The 16,732-nt window shown below is 48.8% G+C and carries 13 protein-coding genes; 8 read left to right on the top strand and 5 right to left on the bottom strand.

Annotation, left to right across the window (positions count from 1 at the left end):
- Positions 1-268: 268 nt before the first annotated feature.
- Together RYZ26_RS16065 and RYZ26_RS16070 are read right to left on the bottom strand one after the other, a co-directional pair.
- Positions 269-1,171, bottom strand: coding sequence for an OmpA family protein (locus RYZ26_RS16065; RefSeq protein ID WP_317684259.1), 903 nt, complete (start codon positions 1,169-1,171; stop codon positions 269-271).
- Between the two features lie 3 nt (positions 1,172-1,174).
- Positions 1,175-1,981: a motility protein A gene (locus RYZ26_RS16070; RefSeq protein ID WP_317684260.1), complete on the bottom strand. Its 807-nt coding sequence runs from the start codon at positions 1,979-1,981 to the stop codon at positions 1,175-1,177.
- 408 nt (positions 1,982-2,389) lie between these two features.
- Here RYZ26_RS16070 and RYZ26_RS16075 point away from each other — a divergent pair, with 408 nt between their 5' ends.
- A complete protein-coding gene (locus tag RYZ26_RS16075) occupies positions 2,390-3,121 on the top strand; it encodes a substrate-binding periplasmic protein (protein ID WP_317684261.1) in 732 nt (243 codons plus the stop codon).
- Positions 3,122-3,145: 24 nt separating this feature from the next.
- Positions 3,146-3,910: a substrate-binding periplasmic protein gene (locus tag RYZ26_RS16080; RefSeq protein ID WP_317684262.1), complete on the top strand. Its 765-nt coding sequence runs from the start codon at positions 3,146-3,148 to the stop codon at positions 3,908-3,910.
- Between the two features lies 1 nt (position 3,911).
- On the opposite strand, the gene rlmN is transcribed toward RYZ26_RS16080, so the two are convergent.
- From rlmN to RYZ26_RS16095, 3 genes are all read right to left on the bottom strand, one after another.
- Entirely contained in the window at positions 3,912-5,057 is a 1,146-nt protein-coding gene (rlmN, locus tag RYZ26_RS16085; protein WP_317684263.1) for a dual-specificity RNA methyltransferase RlmN, read from the bottom strand.
- 344 nt (positions 5,058-5,401) lie between these two features.
- Positions 5,402-6,259 (bottom strand): TIGR02285 family protein, encoded by an 858-nt coding sequence (locus tag RYZ26_RS16090; RefSeq protein ID WP_317684264.1) that lies wholly within the window; start codon positions 6,257-6,259, stop codon positions 5,402-5,404.
- A 128-nt stretch (positions 6,260-6,387) separates the two neighbouring features.
- A complete protein-coding gene (locus RYZ26_RS16095) occupies positions 6,388-8,373 on the bottom strand; it encodes a methylmalonyl-CoA mutase family protein (RefSeq protein WP_317684265.1) in 1,986 nt (661 codons plus the stop codon).
- Positions 8,374-8,674: 301 nt separating this feature from the next.
- Here RYZ26_RS16095 and ccrA point away from each other — a divergent pair, with 301 nt between their 5' ends.
- The 6 genes from ccrA (at position 8,675) to RYZ26_RS16125 (ending at position 16,680) form a co-directional block, all read left to right on the top strand.
- Positions 8,675-9,946, top strand: coding sequence for a crotonyl-CoA carboxylase/reductase (gene ccrA, locus RYZ26_RS16100; protein ID WP_317684266.1), 1,272 nt, complete (start codon positions 8,675-8,677; stop codon positions 9,944-9,946).
- Between the two features lie 124 nt (positions 9,947-10,070).
- Positions 10,071-11,732: an acyl-CoA dehydrogenase family protein gene (locus RYZ26_RS16105; RefSeq protein WP_317684267.1), complete on the top strand. Its 1,662-nt coding sequence runs from the start codon at positions 10,071-10,073 to the stop codon at positions 11,730-11,732.
- Between the two features lie 297 nt (positions 11,733-12,029).
- Positions 12,030-14,168 carry a diguanylate cyclase domain-containing protein gene (locus RYZ26_RS16110; RefSeq protein ID WP_317684268.1) on the top strand — a complete coding sequence of 713 codons (2,139 nt, stop codon included), beginning with the start codon at positions 12,030-12,032 and terminating at the stop codon, positions 14,166-14,168.
- Positions 14,169-14,271: 103 nt separating this feature from the next.
- Entirely contained in the window at positions 14,272-14,835 is a 564-nt protein-coding gene (locus RYZ26_RS16115; protein WP_317684269.1) for a cob(I)yrinic acid a,c-diamide adenosyltransferase, read from the top strand.
- A 164-nt stretch (positions 14,836-14,999) separates the two neighbouring features.
- Complete coding sequence (locus tag RYZ26_RS16120; protein ID WP_317684270.1) at positions 15,000-15,749, top strand: electron transfer flavoprotein subunit beta/FixA family protein; 750 nt, start codon at positions 15,000-15,002, stop codon at positions 15,747-15,749.
- A 1-nt stretch (position 15,750) separates the two neighbouring features.
- Positions 15,751-16,680 carry an FAD-binding protein gene (locus RYZ26_RS16125; RefSeq protein WP_317684271.1) on the top strand — a complete coding sequence of 310 codons (930 nt, stop codon included), beginning with the start codon at positions 15,751-15,753 and terminating at the stop codon, positions 16,678-16,680.
- The last annotated feature ends 52 nt before the right edge of the window (positions 16,681-16,732 follow it).

Consider the following 16,732-nt stretch of genomic DNA (forward strand, 5'->3'; position numbering starts at 1 on the left):
AACGCCAAACCAAATGCACAGAAAAGCCCGCTGCCAAAAGCAACGGGCTTAACCTAAAACCGTCAACGTATTTTAGGACGGGTCATTCTTTCCTTTTCCCAGCGCAATTGTCATCCCGCATCCTGTTGCGGGATCCGGGGTGGAAGGAGAGAGTGCTGCGTCCACCCCGGATCGCGGAATAAATCCGCGATGACGATTTTCTTATGAGAATTGTGGACGTAGTGTGTGACACGGGAGAACAGAAATTTACGCGCAGGCTTGATCGCTTTTACTGCGCGTTTTCTTTCATGCGCTGACGGCGTTCCAACTGGTCCTGGGCTTCTACGCCGGGCAGCAGTTGTTTCTGGCCTTTTTCGATGGTCCAGATGCGGCGGCGCGGTTGCTGTTTTTCCAGAATTTTGGCTGCTTCCTCCGTATCGTCTGGGATTTCGATTGCAATCTCGACGCGGCGGTTGGCGGCACGTGCTTCCGGTGTGATATTTTCATAAAGCGGGCGTGACGCTGCATAGCCTTGGGAGGTCAGCCGCTTCTGCGGGATTTGACCGGAACGCAGGAAGTAATGAATGACCGAGGTTGCCCGCGCAGACGATAAATCCCAGTTGGACCGATATTGCGAGGTGGAAATCGGTAGATTATCCGTATGTCCACCCACTTTGATATCCCCGGGCGTGCGGGCCAGTACCGGGATGATTTTATCCAGGGATGCATAGGCCGTTGGTGCCAGTTCAGCACCACCGGGCTGAAACGCGGTTTCAGAGGGGAAACGCACGATCACGCCGTTTTTGGTTTCCACCAGTTCCACCAGCTTGTTGGCGAGGTCAGCTTGCAAGGATCGGCGCAGATTTTCCACCATGGCTTCCTGCAGGGCTTCCTGATCCGGGACATTGATGGGAATGGATTTAACGCCTTTCAGAATGCCTTGCCCGCCGGAAAGGGTCGATTCCTGATCGGTTTCAAAATCGGCGTTCTGGTTAAAGGCTTCGCGCATGGGGCCAGCGTTTTTCTTGAAGCTTTGATCGTTCACCTCAGAAAAGGACAGGATCAGGACGAACAGGGCAAACAGCAAAGACATGAGATCGGCATAGGTGACCATCCAAGCCGGCGCATCGTTGCCGTGCTTGATCATCTTTGATCCGTCTATTGTGTCTACTTCCTGATCGTATGTCTTCATGTCTTAGCGCCGTTTCTTTGCATCACGACCGGCGGTATAGCTGTCTTGATTGGCCGCACCGCGTTGTTTTTCAGGCAGGTGAGGTTCCAGAATTTCCAGCATGGCCGTCGGGTTCTGCATCTGCTGGATCTGGAACACACATTCAATGACAAGTGAACGCAGTGCTTTGTCTTCTGCAGATTTTGATTCCAGTTTATCAGCAATAGGCAGGGCAATCAGGTTTGCGATCAACACACCATAAAGGGTCGTCAGCAACGCAACTGCCATGGCTGGGCCGATAGAAGATGGATCGGTCATATTGGCCAGCATCTGGATCAAACCAACGATGGTGCCGAACATGCCGAAAGCAGGGGCTGTATCGCCAATGGCACGAAAGATTTTACCACCGACTTCTTCGCGCTGGATGGCCATGGCCATTTCTTGTGTTAAGATTTTACGGATGTAATCCAGGTCGCGACCATCGGCACAAAGCTGCACACCTTTTTTAAAGAAAGGGTTTTTGAGGTTGTTTTTCTCAATGGTCTGGATGCCGTTTTTACGCGCCCGTTTCACCAGTTGAATGGCTTGACGGATGTAATCACGTGGCTTCTCTTTCTGGACCGTAAAAGCGGCGCGCACCCCGATGGGGATGGAAATGAAAATCCCGGTGATGGGGAATTTGATCAAGGTCGCAGCGAAGGTGCCACCCATGACGATCAGAAAGCCCGGACCATTAAAAAAGATGCTGACATCAGATCCAGTCAGAATTGCCAGAACGACAACTGTGACACCCAGGATCAATCCGGCGATGGTGGCAAAATCAAACTGCATGGGGGTCGGGCACCTTTTTATTTGGACGTTTAGTTGATTGATTTTGCAATCTCTTTGCCCATCTGACAAGAGGCAATAAAGACGGCATTTTCTTATAATTTTAAGGAGTTAGCAGATTTTGGCCGGGGAAAGCAGCCCAAACACTAATGTACAGTTGAGCAAAAGAAAAAATTATGTGCGAAGAAGCTTTGTGGGTTTTTCGTTAAATTTCAGCTAAATAATTGTTTTGATTGGTCTAAAAGGGATACCTCTTCAAGCCTGTGGATGATCACAGGATGAATATTAGAAAAGATATTTTATTTTTCAGATTTCAATTTTATGGGGCAGTGCGATAGACTGTCGCGGGCAATTTTTTTTATCAGGGGATAAAGGGTGAGCAGATTTATAAGGATATGGACCGTATGCCTGATGATTCTACCGTTCTGGCAGAATGATGTACAGGCGCGTGCTCTGAAGCTCTGCACCCATATGGGGTTTGAACCCTATGTCATTCAGAAAGGCCAGTCGTTAAGCGGGATCGATATTGATATCATGGTGGCTGTGCTGAAATCGGCTAAGCAACCAGCCGATATCAAGGCCTATAGCTGGCCCGGATTGCTTAAAGCCCTGGAAGAGGGTACCTGTGATGCGGGGTTTTCTCTGTTTGATACGGAAGATCGCCGCGCTTTTGTGGAATATATCTTTACCGTGCCGATCCATTATTCCACTTTCAGTATTTTCGTAAAGAAGGGCAGGGAGTTTACTTTTAACCGGGTTTCAGATTTTTTTGGGATGAAAATTGCCCATAATCGTGGCTTTGCCCTGACGGTTGGGTTGGAACAGGCGATTTCTGATGGCTACATCACCCGCTTTTCTTTTGATGATGTAAAAGAAGCTTTGGATATGTTGGAAAAAGGAAAAATTGACGCGGTTCTGGATAATGATGCGCGTTTTCGATATTACCTGAAAAAGCGCAAAAAATTCGGTTCGATCCGGTCTTTAAGTGTGCCGTTTCTACCTCATCAGCCTGCTTTTCTGGTCATGTCGCGCAGATCCACATTGTCTGATATAGACGCCATAAAAGAGATGTTTGAGAAAAGGCTGAAGAAATTGCATCTTGATGGTACAATTATGAATATCACGACCCAATACTTGAATTAATCAGGATTTAAGAAAGAGGAAGTTATGAAGATAGGAAGGATTGTTGTTGCCTTCTTGTTGATGCTTTCTGTGTATGCCCAGGCTGATGAGAAAGCAGATGTTCTAAACGTCTGTACACATTTGGGATTTCAACCATTTGTTATTCATGATGGCAACGAGTTATCGGGGATTGATGTTGATACTGTCAAATATCTTCTTCATGAAATAGATCAACCTTATAAACTGAGTCTACTGCCCTGGGCGCGGTTGATATATGCTTTAAAAAATGGCAGCTGTGATGTTGGTTTCAGTTTATTTGACCGTGAAGATCGCCGTGAGTATGTGAAGTATGTTTTTGCGGTTCCTATTCATACATCTACATTCCGGGTTTTTGTCTTGAAAGACAGTGAACTTCTGTTTGAAAAGGTTTCAGACCTCTTTGGGTTGAGGGTTTCTTATAACCGCGGTTTTTCTTTGATACATGAACTAAACATGGGGATTGAGTCCCATTCAATTGCGCGTGTAGAGTTTGATAATCCTAAAAGTGCTTTGAATATGTTGTTTGCAGGTCGTGTTGATGTGATTTTGGAGAATGAACTGCGTATTCAATACTATCTCAGACGTATGGGATTGGAAGAGGGTGTCAAAAGTCTTGACGTTCCCTTTATGCCCCATGAACCCGCATTTCTAGTTCTTTCGAAGAAGAGCACAAAAGATATCAATGATTTGTATCGTCGGTTCAGTGCCTTGTTGCCCATTATGCAAAAAGAGGGCGTAGTTGACAAAATCGTAAAGAAATACTTGCCCTGACTTATTCAGCAACCGTGGAAGCTGGCAGAATGTGTTCATCATCATGAATGCCCGCTTCGATGCGCGCTTTCATGCGTGAACAGCGGGTGCGTTCACTTTCTGATTTCAATTGACCACAGGCCGCCAGAATGTCCTGACCACGTGTCACTCGGATGGTGGCGGTGTATCCGGCACGGTTGAGAATCTCAACAAATTTCTTCTGTGCCTTTTTACCGGAACATTCATAATTGCTGCCCGGCCATGGGTTGAACGGGATCAGGTTGAACTTGCACGGGATATCCTTGACCAGGCGGGTCAACGCACGGGCGTCCGCCTCGCTGTCATTGATGCCTTTCAGCATGACATATTCGAAGGTTACCCGACGCGCGTTGGTAGCTGCTGGATAATCTTTCACCGCTGCCATCAATTCTGCCAGCGGATATTTTTTGTTGATCGGCATAATCTCGTTACGCACGTCATCGACCGGGGAGTGGAGCGAGATTGCCAGTTCCACATCGGCTTCTTGACCTAGACGGCGGATTTCGGGCACAACGCCAGATGTGGACAGGGTAATGCGGCGTTTGGACAGGGATATGCCTTCCTGATCCATCAGGATCTTCAGCGCTTTAACCACATTGTCGTAGTTATAAAGCGGCTCCCCCATACCCATCAGCACGATGTTGGATAAAAGACGTTTGTCACCGGGAGGCGATGGCCATTCTCCATAGCTGTCGCGCGCGGCCATAAACTGGCCGACGATTTCTGCCGTAGACAGATTACGCACCAGTAACTGTGTGCCCGTGTGGCAGAACTTGCAGGTGAGCGTACAGCCGACTTGTGAAGAGATACAAACGGCACCGCGATCTTCTTCCGGAATAAAGACGGTTTCGGCTTCATTGGCGTCGTCAAATTTAAACAGCCATTTGCGCGTGCGGTCCTTGGAGGTCAACTCCTCAGAAACATGGGGGCGTGAAATATAGAAATGATCCGCCAGTTTGCCATGAAGCGACTTGGAAATATTGCTCATTTGCGTGAAATCGGTCACGCCGCGGTGATAGATCCACTGCCAAAGCTGTTTGGCGCGAAAGGCTTTTTCACCAATACGTTCCATCTCAGCCTTAAGCTCATTACGGTCAAGGCCCACCAAATCTGTGCGGGTGTCGCTCATTTCAAATTTTCCTGAGTTGATTACTTGGTTATTCCAAGCTGGCTGATCTATACAGGAAATATAGGGACAATGCAAATTCAGGGTCAGGATCCATCAATTTAGTCCATTTGGCGGAGACACATTTGAAGAAGGATTAGGCATGAAATTCGCCGAAGTGCCAGTACTTCAAGAGTTTCATAACGCCAGCCTTCTTCAAATGTGTCCCGTTCCTTCAGGATTTATTTAGAAGGCCACAAGAATCGCGTCAAAGTCTCTTGAAAGTGAATGACACTTCCTGCGAGACTTTTCCTAATCTTGTGGCCTTCTAAATAAACCAAATTGTACTAAATTGATGGATCCTGACCCTAGTTCAGAATTGTTTTATCGTAAAAATCACGAAAACGCGGCAGGTTTTCAGGAGCCATCCATGATTCTACGATGGCGCGAAATTCGCCGGAAGCAGCTTTCTCGTTTAAAATCTCATTAATGCGTTTGATGAGTTTCTGGCCTTCTTCAGTTTTTGAGCATGTTGCGTAGCCAAATCTGTCGAGGCGATCTTCGCTTAACGGGATATTGTAAAATTTTGTTGAGCCTTTATGAATGGCGCGATAGTAGGTCACACTGTTTTCAATATCGAGGAAATATTCAATTCGGCCGTTTTCCAGCATCACGAAAAGTTGTTTGGTGGGGAAATTGTGTGTTTCAATGTACCCGCTCTGTTTTGCCTGGGAAATAATCTTGTCCAGTTTGGGGCCATAGGACCTTTTTGTCTGGACAATCAGGTTACGACTTTCTTCTTTCAGGAACTTTTCAAAGGATAGACCCTGTGAGGGGTAATTTAACGGCTGTCGGCTGACAAGGACATGTGTGTAAGCGGGTTTGAAGGCTCTGGAATAAGCCAGGAAATTTTCGCGTTCCGGTGTTTTTAGCAATAAGGGATTGCAGACCAAGTCGCCGCGTTTGGCGAGTGCGTAAAAACGTGGGAAATTCATCTGTTCCTGATGGTGGTTATAGTCGGGCAAATGCTTCTGGAAGAAAGCGGTCAGCTTGTCAGAAATACCTTCTCCCATATAGGGACCATCCTTCAGATAGAATGGAATGAAATCATTTAACGCCCAACGCACAGTTTTATTGTCATTTGCAGAAGTTGCTGTAGTGAAGGTAAACAAGATTGCACACAGCAGTATGTTGAAAGTAAAGACTTTTGTGACATAAATCCGCATTGTACCTGATCGACCCGGTTATTTCCCCTCACTCGATTATGGGAATTTTTCGCAGATTTCTCAAGCTCTTAAAAAAAGAAAGCCCCTGATGATAATCAGAGGCTTTAATAGAGATTATATTTGATCTTTTAAGCTGCTTGAAGCTCACCTACCAAATTGGTGATATCAGCCATGATGGCGTTGATCTCGTAATCTTTTGGTGTGTAGACGCGGGAAACGCCAGCTTTCAGCAGTTCTTCTTCATCCTCTGGTGGAATGATACCGCCAACGATCAGCGGAATGTCGCTGATTTCAGCTTCTTTCATGCGCTCCAGAACTTCGGTCACCAGTGGAATGTGAGACCCGGACAGGATGGAAAGACCGATCACATGCACGCCTTCTTCAAGGGCAGCGTTAACGATTTGGGCTGGGGTCAGGCGGATACCTTCGTAAACCACTTCCATCCCGGCATCACGCGCACGTACTGCAATTTGTTCAGCACCGTTGGAATGTCCATCCAGACCAGGTTTACCCACCAGCATTTTAACGCGACGGCCCATTTTTTCCGAGATGCTATCGACTTTAACGCGAACGTCAGCCAACTGGTCACCATGCTGTGCGCTGGACGCCCCACCAACACCTGTTGGGGCGCGGTATTCGCCAAACACTTCACGAAGCGCAGTGCCCCATTCCCCGGTTGTGACACCGGCGTGGGCTGCAGCGATAGAAGGTTCCATGATGTTGCGGCCTTCCTTGGCAGCAGATTTCAATTCTTCAATCGCCGCTTCAGCCTTGGCTGAATCGCGGCTGTCACGCCAAGTTTTCAGGCGTTCGATCTGCGCCTGTTCAGCTGCCGGATCAACGGTCAGAATGGCGCCATCCCCAGCTGTCAGCGGGCTTTCTTCACCTTCGGCAAATTTGTTTACACCGACAACGATTTGCTCACCGGCCTCGATGGCGGCAAGACGTGTGGCGTTGGCTTCAACAAGGGCTTGTTTCATATAGCCGGTTTCAACAGCCGGGATAGAGCCGCCCATTTCATCAATGCGGGCCAGTTCGTCGCGTGCGCCTTCTTTCAGTTCTTCCACCTTGCGGGTCACTTCAGGGGAGCCATCAAACAGATCCCCATATTCCAGCAGGTCAGTCTCGAACGCCATGATCTGTTGCAGACGAAGCGACCACTGCTGATCCCATGGACGGGGCAGACCCAACGCTTCATTCCAGGCAGGAAGCTGAACGGCACGCGCACGTGCGTTTTTGGACAATGTCACGGCCAGCATTTCAATCAGGATACGATAAACATTGTTTTCCGGCTGCTGTTCAGTCAGACCAAGTGAGTTCACTTGAACGCCATAACGGAAACGGCGGTATTTTTCTTCTTCGACACCGTAACGTTCGCGGCAAATCTCGTCCCACAGTTCGGTGAAGGCACGCATTTTACAGATTTCCGTTACAAAACGAACACCAGCGTTTACGAAGAAGGAGATACGCCCCACCACTTTGGAGAAATCTTCATCGGGCACCTGACCGGAAGCTTTTACCGAATCGAGAACGGCAATAGCAGTTGCCAAGGCATAAGCCAGTTCCTGCTGTGCGGTCGCGCCCGCTTCCTGGAGGTGATAGGAACAGACGTTCATCGGGTTCCATTTCGGGATTTCGCGGTATGTGAAGGCTGCAATGTCCGTGATCAGCTTCAAAGACGGTTCAGGCGGGAAGATATATGTGCCGCGCGACAGATACTCTTTGATGATGTCATTTTGCGTGGTCCCGGCCAGATCAGAACGGGCTGCACCTTGGCGTTCAGCTGTCGCAATATAAAGCGCAAGTTGCCAGGCCGCAGGGGCGTTAATGGTCATGGATGTGTTCATCTTGTTCAGCGGGATTTCGTTGAACAGGGTTTCCATGTCGCCCAGGTGAGAGATCGGCACACCTACTTTACCGACTTCGCCGCGTGACAGCACATGGTCCGAATCGTAACCCGTCTGTGTCGGCAGATCAAATGCGACAGACAGACCTGTTTGGCCGCGGCCCAGGTTGGTGCGAAACAGCTTGTTTGTTTCGACGGCTGAACTGTGACCGGAATAGGTCCGAAATAGCCATGGACGGTCTTTTTGAACCGGTTGATTTGTAGACATTCTTGGGCGCTCCTACGCGAAATATAATTTCTTAAAACGATTCTACTTTAGTATAATTATTCAGTATTGAATCATCTATTTCCCACAAACTAACATTTTCCGCATCGCAAAAAAAGCCCAAAATCATATGAATACTGTGATTTTTTAAAAACAAGTTGCATATGCAACCACTTTTTTGTGTCGCAATGCAAAAAAAGCTTGTCATGGCCGAAAATTGGTGTAGATGTGGAGGTAAGTCAAAAACGCCAATCAATTGGCTTTGCTGAAACGTCTATAGAAAATTTATGGGAGTATCCCGGTAATGAGTTATCTCGCCGAAGTCCTCGAAGACCAACCAAAAAAAGACCTGTATGAAATTGGCGAAATGCCACCACTAGGTTACGTTCCTGAAAAAATGTACGCTTGGGCGATCCGCCGTGAGCGACATGGCAACCCGGACACAGCGATGCTGGAAGAAGTTGTTGAAACACCTAAGCTCGATAGTCACGACGCGCTGGTTTACGTTATGGCAGCGGGTGTAAACTACAACGGTGTTTGGGCATCGCTCGGTAAGCCAATCTCCGTATTTGACGTACATAGTGATGACTACCACGTTTGCGGTTCTGATGCGTCCGGTATCGTTTGGGCCGTTGGTGACAAGGTTAAAAACTGGAAAGTTGGTGACGAAGTTGTCATTCACTGTAACCAGGATGACGGTGATGACGAAGAATGTAATGGCGGCGACCCTATGTTCTCCCCAACTCAGCGTATCTGGGGTTACGAAACACCTGACGGGTCTTTCGCACAATTCTGTCGCGTTCAGGCACGTCAGTTGATGGAACGTCCCAAGCACCTGACTTGGGAAGAAGCAGCTTGTTACACACTGACACTGGCAACCGCTTACCGTATGCTGTTTGGCCACCGTCCACACATCCTGCGCCCTGGCCACAACGTTCTGGTCTGGGGTGCTTCCGGTGGTCTGGGTTCCTACGCTGTTCAGCTTTGTGCTGTAGCTGGTGCGAACGCAATCGGTGTTATCTCTGACGAATCCAAGCGTGACTTCGTTATGGGTCTGGGTGCAAAAGCTGTTCTGAACCGCAAAGACTTTGATTGCTGGGGCCAACTGCCAACAGTAAATGGCGAAGGCTTCAACGATTACATGAAAGAAACACGTAAATTCGGTAAAGCCATCTGGGAAATCACAGGCAAAGGCAACGATGTTGACATGGTCTTTGAACACCCGGGTGAAATGACTTTCCCTGTTTCCTGTAACGTTGTTAAGCGTGGCGGTATGGTTGTGTTCTGTGCGGGTACAACTGGTTTTAACCTGACAATGGATGCCCGTTTCGTATGGATGCGTCAAAAGCGTATCCAGGGTTCTCACTTTGCGAACCTGAAGCAAGCTTCACAAGCCAACAAACTGATGGTAGAGCGTCGTCTTGACCCATGTATGTCTGAAGTGTTCCCATGGAACGAAATTCCAGAAGCACACATGAAGATGATGAAAAACCAACACCTGCCAGGCAACATGTCTGTATTGGTAAACGCCAAGACAACTGGTCTGCGTACAGTTGAAGAAAACCTTGAAGCGTAACTAACAAAAACTGTGCCCCGGACTTGATCCGGGGTCTCTTTCCCGTTGGAAAAAGATCCCGGCCTTCGCCGGGACATGAAAATTCGGCTTCGTTAAAATTATAGATATTTGAAAGGAATGATCCATGAGTGATCTTATCCTATCCGACCTTTTGCCTTCTGCTGGTCGCGCCGTTGAGGCTGCTGACATTCTGTTGGAAAAAGCCAAAGATGCTGTTGCAGAAAAAGTAATGACAGACGGTCGCGTTGACTCCCAGAAACTGGAAATTGAACAAACAGCTGCCCATGGCTTGTCGTGGATGGCAACATATGTTGAATCCCTGCGTCAGATGCACAAATGGGGTGAAAAACTGACTGAAGAAGGGTCTTTCGGTGAATTTGAACAACTGATCCTGCAATGTGCCTTTGGTGAATATTGTACACAACTGACTCACGGTATTGCGATTTCGCAGGTCGAAGTGATCCGTCCGCATGATTTGGGCCTGACGTCAAAAGACTGTCATGAATATATGACGCCGGAAGTGACAACCTTTAAATATAAAGGCAACACACCTGCTATTCGTCGCAAGATCGCTGAATACGCCAAAGATGGTCTGGAAACAGGCTCTTTCGGTGCAACGGGCCTGGACGAAGAACTGGAAATGATCCGCGATCAGTTCCGCCGTTTCGTTGATGAGAACGTCATTGAAGATGCGCACAAATGGCACGAAGCGGACGAACTGATCCCGATGGAGATCATCGAAGCTGTTGCTGAAATGGGTGTCTTCGGTTTGACTATTCCGGAAGAATACGGCGGGCTTGGCATGGGTAAAACTGCCATGTGTGTTGTCACCGAAGAACTGTCACGTGGTTACATCGGTGTGGGTTCTCTTGGTACCCGTAACGAGATCGCCGGTGAGCTGATCCGTCTGGGTGGCACGGAAGAACAGAAAGAAAAGTATCTGCCACTGATTTCTTCCGGTGAAATTCTGCCTACAGCCGTTTTCACTGAACCAAACACTGGGTCTGACCTGGGGTCACTGAAAACACGTGCGGTTCTGGAAGATGGCAAATGGAAAGTGACAGGCAACAAAACCTGGATCACACATGCATCGCGTTCTGATCTGATGACGCTTCTGGTTCGCACTAACCCGGATGAGAAAGGCTACAAAGGTCTGTCCATGTTGTTGGCTGAAAAACCACGCGGCACAGACGAAGATCCGTTCCCGGCTGAAGGTATGGATGGTGGCGAGATCGAAGTTCTCGGTTATCGCGGTATGAAAGAATATGAATTGGCATTTGACGGCTTTGAAGTTGAAGAAGGTCAATTGCTGGGCGGTGAAGAAGGCCAGGGCTTTAAACAGCTGATGGAAACTTTTGAATCTGCGCGCATTCAAACCGCAGCGCGTGCGTCCGGTGTGGCAACGTCTGCCCTGGAATACGGTCTGCGCTATGCCACTGAACGTGTTCAGTTCGGTAAACCGATTTTTGAATTCCCACGCGTTCACTCCAAGATCGCCTGGATGGTTGTTGAAACCATGATCGCACGTCAGATCACATATTTCTCCGGTTGGGAGAAAGATCACGATGTGCGTTGTGACATCGAAGCCGGTATGGCGAAACTGCTGGCAGCTCGTGTGGCCTGGTCGAACGCGGACAACGCGCTACAGATTCATGGCGGCAACGGTTATGCGACGGAATATCCAATTTCACGTGTTCTGTGTGACAGCCGTATCCTCAATGTCTTTGAAGGTGCTGCTGAAATTCAGGCAGGCGTGATTGCACGCGGTCTTCTGACCCGTCGCTAAGATTTTTGCAGTCCTGAGCTCGGGCATTCTCTCCCTCTCTATTTGATGGATGCCCGGATTTAGGTGCGAAGAGCGTGCCGGTGACATTTAAAGGATTCTGCCATCCGTCACTAGAGCATGTTTCCCAAATTGTGGGAAAAAGGCAGACAGCGAAGCCGACTTGAGCCCCTTTCCGCGTGTGTGGAAAGGGGCCTTTTTTATTGTCAGCTTTACATCAAATATTGCGACTATCTTCCCGACCTATTCAATGTTAGACTGCCTGCCAAGAATGCATTCATCTACAGGTTAGTCGAGAATATGGACTTTGACGCCCTTGTTGGGCGCGCCGCTCGCTTTAGTCCCGATGCCCATATTGTGGTCAGAAAGGCAAGTGATGAAAGCGACGGCGTGAATTTACTTTATGCAAACCCTTCCTTTCGATTTGAGATCGGATGCGATCTTGATGTGTCCGCTGCCTGTGCCTGCACCTTAAGACTGGGAGATATAGATTTTTCAAATCAGGCTGTTCTCAGCGTTGATGTGACCGGGGGCGAGGCTTTTTCCTTCCGTGTCAGTGTCACGGTTTTACCCGAAGCCGAAACCGGACAAAGTGATTGCTATCTGTTGATCGGGCGTCCCAGCGGGATCAGCCTGTCTGAGGGCCGCGAAAAACTTTACAGCGACATTGCCCGTAAATTTATTGAATTGCCCGCCGATGATGCGGCGCGTGCGGCTGTGCGTGCTGCAGGGCTATATTTTGATGCTGATCGCTGTTTTGCCGCACGCGTGGATTTATCAACTGATATTAATGAAACCCGTTATTTCTGGTCGAAAAATTCCGATCAACGCATGCTGGATCGTTCGCGAAAAACCATGTGCAGCTGGATTTTGGGGCGTCTTCGGCAAAATGAAGTGGTGCAGATTGAAAATATTGCCAATTTGCCTGATGATGCTGACGGGGTTGGGGAGGCGTTGCGCGACTATGGCGCCGAAGCAGCGCTGTTGGCCCCTGTTTTACTGGCGCGCGGCACATTGTGGCTGATCGGAATGCATTTTGATGAGCCACGTATCTGGAACACGCTGGATGTCTCCACCTTCAAAGTGATTGGTGATTTGCTCGGCAATGCCTTTACCCAGACAGAAACCGTTTGGTCACTGCGCGAAACCCAGCGTCGTTTTAGTGATGTGGGGGCCAATATTCCGGGCGTAGTGTATCAGATACGCCGCGATAGCAAGGGACGTGTGGGTTTTAGCTATATCAGTCAAGGTGTGCGCGAACTAACCGGGTGGGGGCCTGCCTCCATGATGTCCGACCCGGAACTGCTGGAAAAAACCGTGCTGCGCGAAGACCGTGGTCGTTATCGCGAAATTCTGGAACGTGCCGGACAAGAAATGTCTGACTGGTCCATTGATATCCGTATTCAACACCGTAAAACTGAAGAGGTTTTATGGGTTCGTGCAGGTGGGCGGGCCCATCGCGGGGCCAATGGCGATACGGTCTGGAATGGGCTTTTGCTGGACATTTCTGAAAGTAAAAAGGCCGAAAAAGCCTTGCGGGTTTCAGAAGAACGTCTGCGTCGCATTTTGGGGACAAGCCCCATCGCCATTGGAATTTCGGACGTCAAAGAATTCCAGCTGTTGTTTGCCAACAAACGATTGGCCGATATGTATCGCATCCCCAAATCGCAGATTATTGGGTATGATACGCGCAAATTTTATGTGGAAAAGAAACTCCATCGTCGCCATTGGGTGGAAACCCGGCGCGAAAAATTCTTAAGCAGTGTGGAAACCCGTTGTTTGCGCGCTGATGGCATGTCTTTTTGGGCAGAGATCAGTACACGCCTGATCGAATATGGCGGACGTCAAGCTATTTTGTGGTGGGCCTTTGATATTACCGAACATAAAAATACGAAAGAAGCGCTGGCCCATCTTGCCCATCATGATCCCTTAACCGGGCTGGCCAACCGTCGTTTGTTTGATGAACATCTGAAAAATGGGATTGCTTTGGCTGCCCGGACCGAACGGGCCGGGGTTTTGTTCTATTTTGATCTGGATGGATTTAAGGGCGTAAACGATAAGTTCGGCCATGGTTTTGGGGACTGGGTCCTGGTTCAGGTCGGTATGCGTCTGCGTAAAGTCCTGCGTGATACCGACATTGGCGCGCGCTTGGGCGGAGATGAATTTGCCGTTATCGCCCATGGGATCGATGATCTGGATGCCATCGAAGCGGTAATCGATAAAATGCAGGATGCAATCTCTGCGCCTTACGAAAAAGACGGGCAGATTGCCAAGATCGGATTATCCATCGGGGTGGTGCGTTTCTTTGGCAAGGAAAGCGATACGCAAAAGATCGTCACGTTGGCCGATGGGGCCATGTATGAAGCCAAACAGGCGGGCAAAGGCACCTACCGTCTGATCAATATGCCACAGCAGGATGGCAAAAAGGCTTTTTCTTAAGAAGCTTTACGTTTTTTTACCTCTTTCAGCTTGACCCGGACGGTGAAGATTGGAAAAGTGCCACCCTTGACTTTTTTGCATCAAAAGAAGGGTTTAAAAGACGATGGTCACATTGACGAAAATCTACACACGCGGCGGCGACAAGGGTGAGACATCACTGGGGGATGGATCGCGCATTGCCAAACATGATCTGCGTGTTGAGGCCTATGGCTGTGTAGATGAAACCAATGCGACAATTGGTCTGGCCCGTCTTTATGCAGAAGGGGATATGGATCAGATGCTGGAGCGCATCCAGAACGACCTGTTTGATCTAGGGGCTGATCTGTGCACACCCGAAGATGGCCGCCGGGCTGAAGGGGCGCTCAGGATCGTGGCAGAACAGGTAGAACGTCTTGAATCTGAAATCGATTCGATGAATGCGCAATTGAGCGATCTGACCTCATTTATTTTACCGGGGGGCAGCCAGGCTTCCGCCCATCTTCATTTGTGTCGCACGGTCTGTCGCCGCGCGGAACGATTGTGTACGCAATTGGCCGCACGTGACGACATCAATCCGCTGTGCGTCCAATACCTAAATCGCCTGTCAGATCATGCATTTGTCATGGCTCGTTTTCTAAATGATAAAGGAAATTCGGATGTCTTGTGGAAACCGGGGGCACACCGATAATTTCGCGTGATTTTTCGGGAGAAAATGATACTTTTTAACAATCGTTCTCTTGATTGACATACGTAGGCACAAGCTTTATTGTGCAATGCGAAAAATTTAAAATGAAAACAAGCCTCAGGCGTATGGGTTTACCCAGTTAAACAGACTTCTGAGAAAGGAATTCCATGAAGGTTCTCGTCGCAGTAAAGCGCGTAATTGATTACAACGTGAACATCCGCGTTAAGCCGGACAACACGGGTGTAGAAACAGCAAACGTCAAAATGTCTATGAACCCATTTGACGAAATCGCAGTAGAAGAAGCAATCCGCCTTAAAGAGGCAGGCACAGTTGAAGAAGTTGTGGTTGTCTCTATGGGTGAGAAAAAATGCCAGGAAACGATCCGCACGGCTTTGGCCATGGGCGCTGATCGCGGCATTCTGGTGGAAACAGACGAAGATCTGCAGCCACTGGCTATTGCAAAACTGCTCAAAGGCATTGTTGAAAAAGAATCACCGGATATGATTATCCTGGGTAAACAAGCCATCGATGACGATAACGGTCAAACAGGCCAGATGCTGGGTGCATTGCTGGACTGGCCACAAGGCACATTTGCATCAAAAGTTGTTGTTGCTGACGGTTCTGTCGATGTGACACGTGAAGTTGATGGCGGTCTGCAGACTGTGAAATTGACTTTGCCTGCGATCGTAACATCTGATCTGCGCTTGAACGAGCCACGTTACGCTTCTCTTCCAAACATCATGAAAGCCAAGAAAAAGCCGCTGGAAACAGTGACGCCTGCTGACTTTGGTGTTGATGTTGCCCCACGCTTGAAAACGCTGAAGGTTGAAGAACCTGCTGCGCGTTCTGCCGGTATCAAGGTAGAAACCGTGAGCGAACTGGTGGATAAACTGAAAAACGAAGCGAAGGTACTGTAAGATGAGCGTTCTTGTTATTGCTGAACACGACAATGCATCCATCAAAGATGCAACGTTAAACACTGTAACTGCAGCGAAAGACCTTGGCGAAATCACTGTTCTGGTTGCTGGTAACGGTTGTGCGGCTGCGGCGGATGCAGCAGCGAAAATCGACGGTGTTGCAAAAGTATTGCTGGCAGATGATGCTGCCTATGATCACGAAATCGCTGAAAACATGGGCACCCTGGTTGTGTCTCTGGCCGGTGATTACACACACATCCTGGCCCCGGCGACCACAAACGGCAAAAACTTCATGCCACGTGTTGCTGCGCTTTTGGATGTTGCACAGGTTTCTGACATCGTTAAGGTCGAGTCTGCGGACACGTTCGTGCGCCCGATCTATGCGGGTAACGCCATGGCGACTGTTCAGTCTTCTGATGAAAAGAAAATTATCACTGTTCGTACCACTGCCTTTGATGCGGCGGCTGCTGAAGGTGGCTCTGCTGCTGTTGAAGCCATCGCTTCACAAGGTGATTCCGGTAAATCTTCCTTCGTTGGTGAAGAACTGTCTGTTTCTGAACGTCCAGAACTGACATCTGCTAAGGTTGTGATCTCCGGTGGTCGCGGTATGGGCAACGGTGAAAACTTTGAATTGCTTGAAAAAGTGGCTGACAAACTGGGTGCTGCCATCGGCGCGTCCCGTGCTGCGGTTGATGCGGGCTTTGTTCCGAACGATATGCAGGTTGGTCAGACAGGTAAGATCGTTGCACCTGAACTCTACATCGCTGTGGGGATCTCCGGTGCCATTCAGCACTTGGCGGGTATGAAAGACTCCAAAGTGATTGTTGCGATCAACAAAGACGAAGAAGCACCGATCTTCCAGGTTGCCGACTATGGCCTGGTTGCGGATCTATTCGATGCGGTACCAGAACTTGAAAAGGAATTGGGTTAATCCCCAATTCTCTTTCTCCCACTACCGTATTTAACCCCTAACGGACGAGAAG

Origin of the sequence: Terasakiella sediminum, assembly GCF_033100395.1 — a bacterium.
Taxonomy (GTDB): Bacteria; Pseudomonadota; Alphaproteobacteria; order Rhodospirillales; family Terasakiellaceae; genus Terasakiella.

Coding starts and splice junctions, on each gene's coding strand:
- RYZ26_RS16065 (WP_317684259.1), bottom strand. CDS start 1,171: ATGAAGACATACGATCAGGAAGTAGACACAATAGACGGATCAAAGATG.
- RYZ26_RS16070 (WP_317684260.1), bottom strand. CDS start 1,981: ATGCAGTTTGATTTTGCCACCATCGCCGGATTGATCCTGGGTGTCACA.
- RYZ26_RS16075 (WP_317684261.1), top strand. CDS start 2,390: ATGATTCTACCGTTCTGGCAGAATGATGTACAGGCGCGTGCTCTGAAG.
- RYZ26_RS16080 (WP_317684262.1), top strand. CDS start 3,146: ATGAAGATAGGAAGGATTGTTGTTGCCTTCTTGTTGATGCTTTCTGTG.
- rlmN (WP_317684263.1), bottom strand. CDS start 5,057: ATGAGCGACACCCGCACAGATTTGGTGGGCCTTGACCGTAATGAGCTT.
- RYZ26_RS16090 (WP_317684264.1), bottom strand. CDS start 6,259: ATGCGGATTTATGTCACAAAAGTCTTTACTTTCAACATACTGCTGTGT.
- RYZ26_RS16095 (WP_317684265.1), bottom strand. CDS start 8,373: ATGTCTACAAATCAACCGGTTCAAAAAGACCGTCCATGGCTATTTCGG.
- ccrA (WP_317684266.1), top strand. CDS start 8,675: ATGAGTTATCTCGCCGAAGTCCTCGAAGACCAACCAAAAAAAGACCTG.
- RYZ26_RS16105 (WP_317684267.1), top strand. CDS start 10,071: ATGAGTGATCTTATCCTATCCGACCTTTTGCCTTCTGCTGGTCGCGCC.
- RYZ26_RS16110 (WP_317684268.1), top strand. CDS start 12,030: ATGGACTTTGACGCCCTTGTTGGGCGCGCCGCTCGCTTTAGTCCCGAT.
- RYZ26_RS16115 (WP_317684269.1), top strand. CDS start 14,272: ATGGTCACATTGACGAAAATCTACACACGCGGCGGCGACAAGGGTGAG.
- RYZ26_RS16120 (WP_317684270.1), top strand. CDS start 15,000: ATGAAGGTTCTCGTCGCAGTAAAGCGCGTAATTGATTACAACGTGAAC.
- RYZ26_RS16125 (WP_317684271.1), top strand. CDS start 15,751: ATGAGCGTTCTTGTTATTGCTGAACACGACAATGCATCCATCAAAGAT.